General features: G+C 63.5%; 14 protein-coding genes. 3 read left to right on the plus strand and 11 right to left on the minus strand.

Translation table 11 applies throughout. The features are described from left to right. Positions 1-285: 285 nt before the first annotated feature. The 9 genes from flgJ to flgB all read right to left on the minus strand — a co-directional run bounded on the left by flgJ (position 286) and on the right by flgB (position 7,935). On the minus strand, positions 286-1,299 hold the full coding sequence (flgJ, locus tag MMB74_RS21590) for a flagellar assembly peptidoglycan hydrolase FlgJ (protein ID WP_277430700.1): 1,014 nt from the start codon (positions 1,297-1,299) through the stop codon (positions 286-288). A 12-nt stretch (positions 1,300-1,311) separates the two neighbouring features. After that, a complete protein-coding gene (locus tag MMB74_RS21595; protein ID WP_277430701.1) occupies positions 1,312-2,466 on the minus strand; it encodes a flagellar basal body P-ring protein FlgI in 1,155 nt (384 codons plus the stop codon). 5 nt (positions 2,467-2,471) lie between these two features. Then, entirely contained in the window at positions 2,472-3,197 is a 726-nt protein-coding gene (flgH, locus tag MMB74_RS21600) for a flagellar basal body L-ring protein FlgH (protein WP_277430702.1), read from the minus strand. 117 nt (positions 3,198-3,314) lie between these two features. Further along, positions 3,315-4,103 (minus strand): flagellar basal-body rod protein FlgG, encoded by a 789-nt coding sequence (flgG, locus tag MMB74_RS21605; RefSeq protein WP_277430703.1) that lies wholly within the window; start codon positions 4,101-4,103, stop codon positions 3,315-3,317. A 60-nt stretch (positions 4,104-4,163) separates the two neighbouring features. Beyond that, complete coding sequence (gene flgF / locus MMB74_RS21610) at positions 4,164-4,922, minus strand: flagellar basal-body rod protein FlgF (RefSeq protein ID WP_277430704.1); 759 nt, start codon at positions 4,920-4,922, stop codon at positions 4,164-4,166. Between the two features lie 23 nt (positions 4,923-4,945). Further along, the gene (flgE, locus tag MMB74_RS21615; protein WP_277430705.1) at positions 4,946-6,184 is read right to left on the minus strand and encodes a flagellar hook protein FlgE; all 1,239 of its coding nucleotides are present in this window, start codon (positions 6,182-6,184) and stop codon (positions 4,946-4,948) included. Positions 6,185-6,219: 35 nt separating this feature from the next. Next, positions 6,220-6,930 carry a flagellar hook assembly protein FlgD gene (locus MMB74_RS21620; protein WP_277430706.1) on the minus strand — a complete coding sequence of 237 codons (711 nt, stop codon included), beginning with the start codon at positions 6,928-6,930 and terminating at the stop codon, positions 6,220-6,222. 11 nt (positions 6,931-6,941) lie between these two features. Continuing rightward, positions 6,942-7,364: a flagellar basal body rod protein FlgC gene (flgC, locus tag MMB74_RS21625; protein WP_277430707.1), complete on the minus strand. Its 423-nt coding sequence runs from the start codon at positions 7,362-7,364 to the stop codon at positions 6,942-6,944. Positions 7,365-7,431: 67 nt separating this feature from the next. Further along, positions 7,432-7,935: a flagellar basal body rod protein FlgB gene (flgB, locus tag MMB74_RS21630; RefSeq protein WP_277430708.1), complete on the minus strand. Its 504-nt coding sequence runs from the start codon at positions 7,933-7,935 to the stop codon at positions 7,432-7,434. 260 nt (positions 7,936-8,195) lie between these two features. Here flgB and flgA point away from each other — a divergent pair, with 260 nt between their 5' ends. The 3 genes from flgA (at position 8,196) to MMB74_RS21645 (ending at position 10,521) form a co-directional block, all read left to right on the plus strand. After that, positions 8,196-9,446, plus strand: a complete 1,251-nt coding sequence (flgA, locus tag MMB74_RS21635) for a flagellar basal body P-ring formation chaperone FlgA (RefSeq protein ID WP_277430709.1) — start codon at positions 8,196-8,198, stop codon at positions 9,444-9,446. Positions 9,447-9,653: 207 nt separating this feature from the next. Next, positions 9,654-10,004, plus strand: coding sequence for a flagellar biosynthesis anti-sigma factor FlgM (gene flgM / locus MMB74_RS21640; protein WP_277430710.1), 351 nt, complete (start codon positions 9,654-9,656; stop codon positions 10,002-10,004). 76 nt (positions 10,005-10,080) lie between these two features. Then, positions 10,081-10,521 (plus strand): flagellar protein FlgN, encoded by a 441-nt coding sequence (locus tag MMB74_RS21645; RefSeq protein WP_277430711.1) that lies wholly within the window; start codon positions 10,081-10,083, stop codon positions 10,519-10,521. 75 nt (positions 10,522-10,596) lie between these two features. On the opposite strand, the gene MMB74_RS21650 is transcribed toward MMB74_RS21645, so the two are convergent. Beyond that, on the minus strand, positions 10,597-11,163 hold the full coding sequence (locus MMB74_RS21650) for a cysteine hydrolase family protein (RefSeq protein WP_277430712.1): 567 nt from the start codon (positions 11,161-11,163) through the stop codon (positions 10,597-10,599). A 98-nt stretch (positions 11,164-11,261) separates the two neighbouring features. Continuing rightward, on the minus strand, positions 11,262-13,277 hold the full coding sequence (locus MMB74_RS21655) for a hypothetical protein (RefSeq protein ID WP_277430713.1): 2,016 nt from the start codon (positions 13,275-13,277) through the stop codon (positions 11,262-11,264). Between the last annotated feature and the right edge of the window lie 16 nt (positions 13,278-13,293).

The raw sequence follows: 13,293 nt of genomic DNA on the forward strand, positions 1-13,293 counted from the left end.
CAAAGTTTAGAGGGACGCCCGAAATAATTTTTTAGTTTTCGAGCCGGTGCGCGGTTATCGGCCCCTGCCGACGCTCGTCGCTTTATCCCGCTTATCGATACTGGGCGCCATTATAGTGCGTCGTGCGACGCATCGGAAATGCGGCTTGGCCGGCCGCCTTTCGGCGGCCGGCCTCGATGCCGTCTTCTGCTTGGCCCCGCCGCGCTTTGACGCGCTCCCCGTAGTCCACCGGTGATGGCGGCCATGCCGCTCGATTCCGGTGAAATCCCTGAGTCCGTTGGTCCCTTAGACCATTTGCTGCATGATTGAAATCAGCTTTTTCGCGTAGTGCGGATCGGTCGCATATCCGGCTTTCTGCATGCCGTGCGCAAAGCTGGCTGCATCGTGCGACGAAGAGAGCACCGATGCATAACGCGGATTGTCGCGCAGCATATTGGCGTAATCGGTCATCGCGTCCGCATACGAATCGTAAGCGCGGAATTTTTGCACGACCTTTTGCGGCTTGCCGTGCACGTATTCGGTCGTGACTGCGGAAACCGTCTTACCGGTCCAATCGCTCGTCGCCTTGATACCGAACACATTGTGGCTCGGCGAGCCATCTGCATTCTTGATCTCGCCCTTGCCCCAACCGGATTCGAGCGCGGCCTGACCGACGATGAAACGCGCCGGGATGCCCGTCGCCGCGCTCGCTGCCTGCGCCGGCGCCGCCATCTTGTTGACGAATGCATCGACTTTGCTCGATGCGCCGCTGCCGCGCAGCGGCGGCGTGAGCGCGCTTTGCGCTGAATAGCCTTTGCCCGAAGCGAGCGCGCCATTCGCATGCGCATTCGCATAAGCGCGCGCGAGCGCATTCATCATGGCCGCATCGCCGGGATTGCTCGCGCCGCCGCCGAGCATGCCGCCGATCGCTTGACCGCCCGGAATCGTACGAGCGCCACCCGCGCCGCCCGCGCTCAAGTCCACGCCCGCGTTGCGCGAGAGCTGCGTGATGAGCGCGTTGGCAACGCCAACGCCCTTGGACGAGAGCTGCTGCGAGAGCTGCTGATCGAGCATCGACTGGTACTGCTTGCTGTCGTTCGAATCGAGGATGCCGTCTTGCGGCGTCGCCTCTCGCATGCTCTTGAGCATCATCTGCATGAACACGGCGTCGAATTGCTTGGCCGTCGATTTCAAGGCTTGTTGCGGCGACGTTCCCGCTTGCGAACGCATCGCGTCGAAGCCTTGCACGTCGAGCGCGAAGCGCTGCGAGATGTCGCCGCCGGTGTCTACGGTGCCGCTGTACGTGGTATTCGGGTTCATCGTCACGCCTTCTTAGATGATCTCGAGATCCGCGCGCAACGCGCCCGCGGCCTTCATCGCTTGCAGGATCGACATCAAGTCGGCCGGCGTCGCGCCAAGCGCATTGAGCGCCTTCACGACTTCGGCCAAGTTCGCGCCCGCCGTGACGAGCTTGAGCGAACCGTTGTCCTGCTTCAGTTGAATCTGCGACTGCTGCGCGGCCACCGTCGTGCCGTTCGAGAACGCGCCCGGCTGGCTCACCGCCGTCTGGGTGTTGATGACGACCGACAAGTTGCCGTGCGCGACCGCGCAGCTTTGCAGCGTCACCATCTGGTTCATCACGATCGAACCCGTGCGGGCGTTCAGGATCACTTTGGCCGCTGCCTGCGCCGGACGCACGTCGATGTTTTCGAGCTGCGCCATGAAAGCGACTTGCTGTCCGGCATCGGCGGGCGCATGCACTTGGATCGTGCGGCCATCGAGCGGCAACGCCGTGCCTGGGCCGAAAGCGTTGTTCACGGCCGCCACGATGCGCTGCGTCGTGTCGTAGTCCATTTCGTTGAGCTCCATCTGCATCGTTCCGCCCGCTTGTGCGACCTGCGTCGGCACGGAACGCTCGATGATGGCGCCCGAAGCGATCCGCCCCGCTGCCAGCTGATTGACCTGCACCTTGCTGCCGTTGGCGCTCGCCCCCGCGCCGCCGATCGCGACGTTGCCCTGGGCCAGCGCGTAGACCTGCCCGTCCGCGCCTTTGAGCGGCGTGAGCAGCAGCGTGCCGCCGCGCAGGCTCTTGGCGTTGCCCAGCGAGGACACCGTCACGTCGATCGCTTCGCCGGGGCGGGCGAACGGCGGCAGCACCGCTGTCACCATGACCGCCGCGACGTTCTTGAGCTGCATGTTCGAAGACGAGCCGCCGTTGCCGTTGTTCAGCGAGATGCCCAGGTTGGCGAGCATGTTCGTGAGCGTTTGCGTCGTGAACGGCGTCTGCGTCGTTTGGTCGCCCGTGCCGTCCAAGCCGACCACGAGGCCGTAGCCGATCAGCGGGTTGTCGCGCACGCCCTGGATCTGCACGAGATCCTTCAAGCGCTCGGCGTGCGCCGTGCCGGAGAGTGCCAGCATGAGGGGCAAGCCAGCGAGAATAAGGGCGTACCGGACATAACGCGCCGCGCGCAAGATCGAAGCCGTCATCGCGCTCACCACGGGGCTATGTTGAGGAAGAAACGCTGGAGCCATCCCATCGTTTCCGCTTCGTTGATGTAACCCTTGGCCGAATACTCGATGCGCGCGTCGGCCACTTGGGTCGACAGCACCGTGTTCTCGCCCGAGACCGTATTCGGATTGACGACGCCCGAGAAGCGCACGAACTCGTTGCCCTGGTTGATCAGCATTTGTTTCTCGCCGCTCACGACCAGATTGCCGTTGGGCAACACGTTCGTGACCGTGACGGTGATCGTGCCGTTGAACGTGTTCGACGCATTCGCTCCGCCCGAGCCGCCGAAGGTGTTCGCGCCCGAGGCCGACAGGTTCGCGTGATTGAACAAGCCCTTCAAGAAGCCGGCCGTCGGCACCGACAACGAGGACGTGCCGTTGCGCCCGGCGGTCGCGGCAGACGATTTCGTCGCATTGATCTTTTCGGCGATCACGATCGTGAGGATATCGCCGGTGTTGCGCGGACGCTGGTCTTCGAATAGCGGGTGGCCGGCGTAGCCCGGGTTGTAAATCGAGCCCGGCGGCTGCAATTGCGGCGGCACGGGCGGCGTGGCCGTCATCGGCTGCTGCGTGATCGGGTGGCGGTGCTCGATTTGCGCGCAACCGGCGAAAGGGCCAACCACGACCGTGGCGAGCACGCTCGCGTAGGTCAGCGTGGCTGCCGCGCGCAACCCACGCACGCGAAAGGGAATTCGACTCGTTTGCAACATCTTCGTGTACCGCCTGCTATCCAAAGTCCTACTCGCCTCAAGGAAACGTCGGGGCGTCCCAAGTTTCCTTGCCCCCTCTCGGGGGGCCTGTCGCGCAGCGACAGGTCAGGGGCGCTCTTACACCGACATCTGGCTCAAGGTTTGCAGCATTTGATCCGAAGTCTGGACCGCCTTGCTGTTGATCTCGTACGCGCGTTGCGTCTCGATCATGTTCACCAGTTCTTGCACGACGTTCACGTTCGACGCTTCGACATAGCCTTGGTTGAGCGTGCCCGCGCCGTTCAGGCCCGGGGTCGAGACGTTCGGCGCACCGGACGAGGTCGTTTCCGCCAGCAGGTTCTCACCCTTCGATTCGAGACCGGCCGGGTTGATGAACGTGGCCAATTGAACCGTGCCGATCGTCTGGTTGCCCGTCGAACCTGCCACGGTGATGCTCACCGTGCCGTCGCTGCCGATCGTCATCGACGTCGCATTTTGCGGAATCGTGATCTGCGGCATGACCGGATAGCCGCTCGAGGTCACGAGCTGGCCTTGTGCGTTCGTCTGGAACGAACCGTCGCGCGTGTACGCCGTCGTGCCGTCGGGCATCTGCACTTGGAAGAAGCCGTTGCCGTTGATGGCGACGTCCTTCGAATTGCCCGTCTGCTGCAGGTTGCCCTGCGTGTACAGGCGCTCGGTGGCCACTTGCTGCACGCCGGTGCCGACTTGCAAGCCCGAGGGCAGCTCGGTTTGCTGCGTCGAGTTCGCACCCGGCTGGCGCAGCGTTTGATACATGAGATCCTGGAACACCGCGCGCGAGCCTTTGAAGCCGTCGGTGCCGACGTTGGCGAGGTTGTTCGAAATCACGTCCATCTTGGACTGCTGCGCATTCATGCCGGTGGCGGCGATGTAGAGCGAGCGGTTCATGGTCAATCTCCTAGTTATTGCGTTCCGTTTGCGGTTGCCTTCTCGGCGGCGCGCAAGCGGTTAGGTGAACGACAGCAGTTGGTTGGCCGTCTGGTCGTTCTGGTCGGCCGTCTGCAGCAACTTCGTTTGCATCTGGAACTGCCGCGCGTTGGTGATCATCGAAACCATCGCCGCGACCGGATTCACGTTGCTGCCTTCGAGCGCGCCTTGGGCCACGGTGACCGTCGGATCGGCATCGGCCGGTTGACCGTCGGTGGTGCGGAACAAGCCGTCGTCGCCGCGCGTCATCGTGCCGGGTTCCGGGTTGACTAGCTTGAGCTGATCGAGCACGACGATCTGCGAGGGCGAATCGCCCGCGCCGAGCGCCGAGACCGTGCCGTCTTTGCCGATCGTGACGTTGGCGCCAGGCGGAATCGAGATCGGGCCGCCGTTGCCGAGCACCGGTTGGTTCGTCGCGGTGACGAGTTGGCCGTTTTCGTCGACGTGCAAGTTGCCCGCGCGGGTGTAGGCCTCGTTGCCGTCGGCCGTTTGCACGGACAGCCAGCCCGGACCTTGGATTGCAACATCGAGCGGACTGCCCGTCTGCGAAATCGGGCCCGGTGCGAAGTCGGCGCCCGGCGTGGCCGTCACGACGAACGTGCGGGTCGTGTCGTTGTTCACCGTCGTGCCGTCGCCGAAGCTCATCGGCACCTTGCGAAAGTTCGCCAGCTCCGCACGAAAGCCGGTCGTCGACGTGTTCGCCAAGTTGTTGGCGACGACGGCCTGCTGCTCGAGCGCCTGCGCGGCGCCCGTCATCGCGGTGTAGATCAGTCGGTCCATGGCTAGCCCTTATGCCGCTGCGCTTAGAGGTTGATCAGCGCTTGATCGACGGCCTGCTGCGTCTTGATCGTCTGCGCGTTCGCCTGGTAGTTGCGCTGCGCCGTGATCAGATCGACGAGTTGGCTCGTCAAGTCGACGTTCGAGTTCTCCACCGCGCCGCCCGTGAGCGTGCCGTGGTTCGTACTGCCCGGCGCCGAGATTTGCGGCACGCCCGACGCGGCGGTTTCGCCGAATTCGTTGTTGCCCAGGTTCTGCAAGCCGTTCGGGTTGTTGAAGTTCGCGAGCACGATTTGACCGAGCGATTGCGTGCGCCCGTTCGAGTAGGTGCCCGAGATCGTGCCGTCCGCGCCGATCGAGAAGTTCGTCAATTCGCCGCTGGCGAAGCCGTCTTGCGACAGGTTCGTCACGCCGTCCTTGCCGCCGTACTGCGTCGTGCCCGACATGTCCAACGTCAGCGATTGGGGCGTCGCGCTGCCGTCCGTGTTCGGAATCGTGAAGGCGAGTTGCCCGGTGCTCGGGCTCGTCGCGGGGGCCGTCGCCGTCGTCGACGTCAGCGTGCCCGCCGTGCTGAAGCCGACCGAACCGACCTTGCCGATCGTGCCCGAGGCCGGCCCGGAATAGACGTCCCACGCATTGGAGGCCGTCTTCACGAAGTACATGTTGACCTGCTGCGAGCCGCCGAGCGAGTCGTAGGTCTGAATCGAGGTCGAGTAGTTGTACGTCTGCGAGTTCGTCGCCGAGAACGGCGTGACCGTCGGCACCGTGTCTTGCGCGTTCAGGTTCAGCGTCGCCGAAATGTTTTGCGTGGCGATCGGCGCGATGTTCGTCGTCGGGACTTGGATCGGCACCGTCTGCGCCGAGTTGATGACGCCGTTCGCGTTCGCCGCGTAACCCATCAACTTCAGGCCCTCCGAGTTCGTGATGAAGCCGTTCTTATCGAGCTGGAACACGCCGTTGCGCGAGTACGTCAGCGCGCCGTTGTTCGACATCTGATAGAAGCCCGTGCCGTTGATCGCGACGTTCAACGCCTGCCCCGTCGTGTTGAACGTGCCTTGCTTGAAGTCTTGCTGCACGCCCGAGAGCTGAGTGCCGATGCCGATTTGGTCGTTGACCGAGGTAGCGATCGTGTTCGCATACAGATCGGCGAATTGCGCCGTGCTCTGTTTGAAGCCGATCGTGTTCGCGTTCGCGATGTTGTTGCCGATGACGTCCAAATCGTTCGACGATGCGGACAATCCGCTCAAGCCTTGCTGGTAGCCCATTTAGCGGTCTCCCTTCGGATAAATTCGTTGGTTCGTTACAGAATGGCGACGACTTTGGTCATATCGACCGTCGTACCGTTGTTGAGCAGAAGGCCCGTGCCGCCGCCGCTTTGCTGGACCACGCTTTCCACTTGCGCGCCGCTCAACGTCGTTTCTGTCGTCGTCGCGCCGGTCGTGCTCGTGCCCGAGGCCGAGACCGTGTAGGTGCCGTCGGCCAGCGTGTTACCCGAGGAATCGACGGGCCTGAAGGCAACCGGAATCGTTCCGGCTTGCTGTGCGCCCAGATCGAGCGTGTTGACGATTTGGCCCGACGAGTTCTTGATCGTGACGGTCAGATCCGAGACGCTCGAATCGAGCGACACGCCAAAGCCCGAGGACGCGCCGCCGGAGACCGTCGTCGTCGAACCGGGCACGAGCACGCTCTGGCCGATCAGCAGAGAAGCCTGCGCGTTTTGGCCGGCCGACAGCTGCGAGGAGAGCGAACTGAGCGTCGTATTCAATTGGCTGATGCCCGTCACCGTGTTGATCTGGGCCAGCTGCGACGTCATTTGCGAGCTGTCCATCGGGTTGGTCGGGTCTTGGTTCTGCATCTGCGTGACGAGCAGTTTCAGAAACGTCGTCTGCAAGTCGCTGCCCGACGAGCCCAGGCTCGAAGTGCCGCTGCTCGAGGAGGCGCCGTTGATCGTATCGAGCAGCTGCTGCGAAATCGTGCCGCCGCTCGCGATGGTGGTGTTGGATGACGTCACAAAGTTTCTCCTCAGGTGCCGATCGTCAGCGTCTTCAGCATCAGGTTCTTGGCGGTGTTCAGCGTCTCGACGTTGGCCTGGTACGAGCGCGAGGCCGAGATCATGTTCACCATTTCCTGCACCGGGTCGACGTTGGGCATCGTCACGTAGCCGTTCGCGTCCGCAGCGGGATTGGTCGGGTCGTAGGTCGTTTTCATCGGCGTCGGATCGTCGATGACGTTCGACACTTGCACGCCGCCCACTTGTTGACCGCTCGCCGTATGCGCGCCGCCGATCGGCTTGACCGCGAACACGACCTGCTTGGCGCGGTACGGCTGCCCGTCGGGGCCGGTGGTGCTGTCGGCGTTCGCGAGATTGGACGCGGTGACGTTAAGCCGCTGCGACTCGGCCGATAGCGCCGAACCTGCAACGGTGAAGATGTTCATCAATGCCATGGCGTGAGTGCCTCTTTCGATTGACGCTTAAAGATGCTCTATGCGTGATTACGTGATTACGTGATGCTTAGCCGCCCGACGTGATCGCCGCGAGCATCTGCTTGAGCTGCTGCGTCATCACGGTCATGCCCGATTCGTAATGCAAGGTGTTGTCGGCAAATTGAACGCGTTCCGCGTCGAGATCGACGGTGTTGCCGTCCAGCGCAGGTTGCGTCGGCACGCGGTAGGCGAGCGCGCCGTAGTCCTGCGGCTGGCCGCCGGTCGGAATCAAGGAGGCCTTGCCGGTCATGTGACCCGCCTCGGTCGAGGCCATCGTCATGCCGCTCGTCACGCCCGCGCTCCGAGCCATCGCCAGTTGCGCCGTGCCCGAGCTTGCCGTGACGCTCGTTCCCGCCGCGGCGCCGCTGCGCTTGAGCGCGCCCGCCAGCGAGGACGAGAAGTCGACGTCGCGCGCCTTGTAGCCGGGGGTGTCGGCGTTGGCGATATTCGACGACAGCAGTTCCTGCCGATAAGCGCGCACATCGAGCGCTTCACGACCGAAGGCGAATTCGGCATCGAGTTTGTCCAGCATCGGTGTTTCTCCGTACCCAAGCGTCGGCCGCTTGTTGCCGCTTCTCGGCGTCGCCTTGGTTCGGGACAAGGCGTGCACCCCAAGGGGACTTCCTTCGGGGCGCCGGGAAGGCTTTTTTGCATGAGGTGCATCTTAGGGGCGGCAGGCAAGAGGCAATCGGATGAATAACCGGGGAAGCCGCCCTCTATTCAACGTTTGCGCGCGGCGCGCGAGCCCTAGAATTCGACTCGTCGTCAGAATTGTCTCGATGGAGAAACCCGATGTCCGTGTCCGCCGCTTCCGATCTCGCGCGCCACCAGGCGCCGCGCGCCCTCGGCCGGCGGCATGCCGCCGTTTCGCGCTTGGCGCGGGCGGCGCTCTGCGCGCTCGCAGCCGCCTTGGCGCTACCCGGCGCTGCGGCCTATGCGCAGAGCACGGATGCGAACGGGAGGATCTATATTCCTGGCCCGGGCGAGACGCGCGGGGCTAGCTCGAGCGGGATGATCTCGATCCCCGGCCCGGGCGAAGCGCATGCCGCGACCGCCCACGCCAACGGGGCCGAGACGAACGCCATGATCGTCATCCCCGGGCCGGGCGAAGCGCAGCCGGGCGCACAGGCCGCCGCGCCACAGCGCATCGGCGTGCACCAGCAACCCACGCCAAGCGCGAGGAACGCGGCCGCGGCGCCTGCCTCCGGCCGAGCCATCCCGATCGTCGTCACCGCGCCGCAGCGCGCCGTGCGCGCCGTCCAGCCGATCGCCGTGGAACCGGCGGCGCACGCCGGTTTGGCGGCGCCCCTCGCGGCAACGCCCGGCACGCCTCGGGTGCAAGCGGTGGCAGCAGCTGCAGCACCCGCCCCGGCCGCAGTAGCCGCAACGGCGCCCGCCGCGACTGCGACCGCGCCGGCCGGTCAGGAAGACGGCGAAACGATCCGCCGCGCGGCGCTCGCCTACCTCCAACAACAGACGGTCGGCCTGCCCGGCAACATCACCATCAACGTGAGACAGACCTTCCCGCGCGGCCTCGCGGCCTGCACGACGCTCGAGCCGTTCATGCCGACGGGCGCGCGGCTCTGGGGACGCACCACGGTAGGCGTGCGCTGCGCCGGCGCCAAGCCTTGGACGCTCTACTTGCAGGCGCAAATTTCGATCGAAGCGACTTATTACCTGGCCGCGCGCCAAATCGAGCCGGGCGCCATGGTGACGGCCGAGGATCTGCTCGCGCGCAACGGCGACCTCTCGAATCTGCCGCGCGCGATCATCACCGACCCGTCGCAAGCGGTTGGCGCCGTTGCGCTCACGCGGATCAGCGCCGGCATGCCGTTGCGTCAGGATCTGCTCAAGAGCGCGAGCGCGGTCTCGATCGGGCAGACGGTGCGCGTGGTGGCCAAAGGACAGGATTTCACGATTTCCTCCGAGGGCAGCGTGATGAACAACGCTTCGCCGGGACAGCAGGTGCGGGTCAAGATGGCGGGGGGCCAGATCATTTCCGGCATCGTCAAAGATGCCGCGACGGTGCAGGTGCAAATGTGACGATTGCGAAGATTCGATGGGACCGATGAGGGTCGATCGAGCCGGAATCGATATGAAAGACGTTTGAAAGCAGGTTGACCAGGACGGCCGGTCGATTCGGCCCCGGAAGCCACGGGGCCGGTCAGCCGGTGATTTTCCCGATTGCGCTAAAGTTTCGATGAGTGTCGCCGTTATCACACTCAAATCGAAATCGTTCGGGAAGCCATCGTGAAAGTCGATTCAACCTCTAGTTCCAACCTGAGCTCGCCCAAGGGCGCGGTGCAGGGTACCCGCCAAGGCGGTCAAGCCACGGCCAGCGCCGCCTCTACGGCCAGCAGCGCTGCGGCATCCGCCTTCGCGGCCGGCTCGGGCGGCGACGCCAGCGTCAATCTATCGGCGCTCTCGTCGCAGCTGCGTTCGCTGGCGGCTTCGGGCGAAGCCGACATCGACGTCGCGCACGTCGAGTCGATCAAGCAAGCGATTGCCGACGGCACGTTGACGATGGATGCGAGCAAGATTGCCGACGGCATCCTGTCCACGGCCCGAGAACTGTTGAAGAGCCCGTCGACGGGCGGCTGACGGCGCACTGGCTGCCGCGGAAGGCTCGTCGGCATCCATTGAGCGCGTGCATGCGCGCACGTTTTTGGCGGATGAGATGAGAGACGCCCTGCTTGCCACTGTGACCGAAGAACACGCAACGCTCGAAGCGTTCGCGTCTTTGCTGATGTACGAAGAGAAGGCGCTCGCGGCCGTATCGCCGCTCGAGACGCTGCCCGGCATCATCGAGAAAAAGACTGAGCTCACGGAGAAACTGGCTTCGCTCGAAAAGACGCGCGACAGTCAATTGCGCCAGATGCAGCTGCCCGGCGGCTGGAAGGGCATGGAACTGGCGATCGCCGACGACGCGCGGCTCGCCAAGCAGTGGCAGTTGCTGCAAGCCGTGGTGGAGCGCGCGCGCCGCGCGAATGCCACCAATGGGCTCATGATCCGCGTCCGGATGAATTACAACCAGAACGCGCTCAATATCTTGCGCGGCGCGGCCTCGCGCCATGCGGCCAGCGTGTATGGGCCGGATGGGCGGATGGCGGCGGTTTGAGCAAGGATCCGGGCGGGAAGGCGCTAAGTGGTTGGCGGCGTTTCTCGAAGTCTGCGCGGAAAACGGGCTCCATCGCTAGCTCTCCAACGCCTCGATGATCTCGCTCGTGGACCTCACCGCCGCGTAGTCCATCGCGATGTTCGCGAGCGATAGCGCATGCACGTCCTCGGCCGGCCAAAGGCGGCCATTCAAATCTCGTTGGTCGAACGTGAACGCAGCGTCCGCGGCGACGATCGCATCGAATCCGAGATTGCCCGCGCTTCGCGCCGTCGCTTCGACGGAGTTGTTCGTGATCACCCCCACGATGACGATTTGCTCGATGCCGCGCACGCGCAGCCACCGCTCCAACGCCGTCGCGGCAAAGGCATCCGGGACGTTCTTTTCCACCACGTGCTCGTGCGCCAAAGGCGCAAACCGCGGTTGAAACTCCGCGCCGGTTTGCCCCGGCCAGAAGATCGATTCGGGAGAACGGGATATATGCCGGACATGAACGATGGGCCGCCGCGTCGCACGCCAAGCCGATAGCAAGGTCTCGATGTTGCGCTCGGCGTCGGGATTGTTGCGCCGGCCAAGCGTCGGCCGGTTGATCCCGTTTTGCATGTCGATGAGGATAAGGGCGGCGTTGGCGGCAAGCGGCTGCATGATTCGTTGAAATGGTCGGGACGACGAGCATGGTAGCGCAGGGCGTTGCCGGGAGCGGCGGACGCCTTCATCGCTGCGCGAATACATTTCGCTCTGCGTTACAGACACAAAAGACCGAGGCCGCGTTTCGGCTTGAAAACCTTCGCTACGTCGCGGCGCCGCTTCCAGTCCGAGCTGTGGCCGGGAATCACCTGCAGTGCGTGGACTGGCGCGATGGACTCGCTACCCCATCCCTGATGTCGTTCGTTCTCGTTCGGAGCGGTCGACGCCGAATCCCCAGCGAGGAAATGCTTCGACACGGGCCAGAAGATGCCCTGCCCTTGATACCCCGTGACTCTAGGGCGCAGAAAGCCATCTTCTTCGAGTTTATTGGCCAGGTATTGCGCCGGAGCGACCCGTCGATTGGAAAACAGACCACTGTAACCCGGCGGATTCTCCTCGAATTTACGGCGTGTTTTGGCGTCGGCCGATTCCCAGGAAAGCAAACGGAAGGAACCGACCTGGGGAGCCTGGCCCTCGGCAATGAAGTGCTGGGCAAGGTCTTGCGATATATCGGCCAAGCGAGCTTTGGTCGGCGTTTCCGAGCGATCCGTGCTCAATAGATCCGATCCCGCGCTTCCGTAAAGCGGAATGTATATCTTCGTATTGGCGAGTTGCCGCGTCAGCATTGCCTGTCTGTGCGCTTCGTCCCCCTGGTGGGCGCCGACGGCAGTCAGAACCTCCAAGCCTTCGATCCGCGTCGCCTCTGCCGCCGCTAGATAAAACGAGCGCTCCCTGACGATGAAACGCTGCTCGTCGAGCGTGTTTCGAACTTCCTCGCGCTCGCCGTCGGACAGCGAATCGCTTTGCAGCGCTTGCTCGCTCGTGCGGCACGCTTGGCGCGCATCTTCTACCTCCTGGTCGAGTGCTTGCATTCGTTTTGCACGGGCGGCCTCCAACGCCCTCCTTGCTTCGTCGTTCGGGCCGATCAACGGGATGGGACCGCGGGGCTTGACGGAGGACGCATCGATCCACTTCGCTAGTCGACGCACGTTTTCCTCGAGCGCGAACTCGAACGTGTCGCCTTCTCCGCTCGGTGCATACATATAAGCGTGCTCGTAGCGCAGCCTTTTGCGCCGCCGATCGGGGTCGGTCGGCTCGAATACCATCGCCACTTCGCTGCGACGGACGATGTCCGTCGTCACGCCCCCGCCCTCGACAATGCTCCGCAAGGCGAACGTCTCATCCGGAAGCGACACGTCCGCGTTCCATATCGATTCGACGTATGTGCTGGCCCGGTGAAGATAATCCGGAATGGAAATTCCTAGCCCCTGATAACCGGTCACTCGAGGACGGGCGAACCCGGTGGCCTTCATTTTGTCTGCCAGGCGCTGGGCCGGAGCAATTTCGTTATTCGAAGGAAACCCGTAGTATCCGCGCGGATAGGAAATGAATTGACGACGCGGCGCCGCGTCGCCAGATTCGCACGAAAAAAGCCGAACAGAGCCGATCTTCCGACTCAGTCCAAGTGTCTTCCAATGAGGAGGTAGGGCCCCGATCGGAAAATGGCTCGAAGGCCCGCCAGCCCCTGTCGCCAGATATTCATAGCCACACGCGCCGTGATGCACCACTTCGAGTTTGGTGTTCTCCGGCTCATCGAGCGTTTTGAGCGCGCCAGGCCCAAGAACGTGCGTGAGTTTCGCCGCATCGAGCCTTTCCTGAACGTTGTTGAACTCCGCCGTCAGCCGGGCTATCTCTTCGGCATTCTCGTTCGAACCCTGACCGCACCGATGCAAGGCGGTCCCTAGTTGGGCAAGCTTGTGCTCCCCTATCTGAACTGACTGCAGCCGCAAGCCTTCCAATATGGCCGCGGCCTCGTCGCTACCCGCGATAACAGGGACCGGGCCGCGCGCATTGGGCTTTCTCGTGCGTTTCGTCCGCAAGCGGCGCAGGTTTTCTGAAAATACCTGAAACCAAGTATCTCCTTCGCCTTGATGCGCATACATGAAGGCGTACTTAAAGCGCGGTTTGCCATACGCTGCGCTGCGCTGCGTTGCCGATGTCTCAGGCATACCGCCCCTCCCCAATCGCCTAGTGGTCGCGAAGGCACGTGTCGCGCCGACATCCTCGGGCATTCATCGCATCACCCAT

It is taken from the genome of Trinickia sp. Y13 (assembly GCF_029522115.1).
In the GTDB taxonomy this organism is placed as follows: Bacteria; Pseudomonadota; Gammaproteobacteria; order Burkholderiales; family Burkholderiaceae; genus Trinickia.